This window comes from Campylobacter sp. 2018MI10, from assembly GCF_018501175.1.
Taxonomy (GTDB): domain Bacteria; phylum Campylobacterota; class Campylobacteria; order Campylobacterales; family Campylobacteraceae; genus Campylobacter_E.
On sequence record NZ_JAHCZD010000155.1, the window covers coordinates 1 to 256 of the forward strand.

Annotated in this window: 1 pseudogene; it reads right to left on the reverse strand. The window is 32.8% G+C overall.

Annotated elements, in window-relative coordinates:
- Positions 1-256, reverse strand: a pseudogene (locus tag KJR01_RS10655) (methyl-accepting chemotaxis protein); the annotation flags it as partial.

Genomic DNA, 256 nt, shown 5'->3' on the forward strand with positions numbered 1-256 from the left:
CTTCTCCGTTTTTAATAACTTCGTTTGATTTTTGATTTACTGCATGCATAGATGCACTCATCTCTTCTACTGCTGCTGCACTTTCTTGTAAGCTACTTGCTTGCTTTCTTGCACCTTCGTTTATATCACTAACACTTGTTTTTAGTATTTTAGATTTATCTTGTAGGTTTCTTGCAGTTTCAAGATTTGTTTTTAACATATCTCTTATTTGCTTACCTAACATATTAGTTGCAAGTTCTACTCTACCTTTAGCATT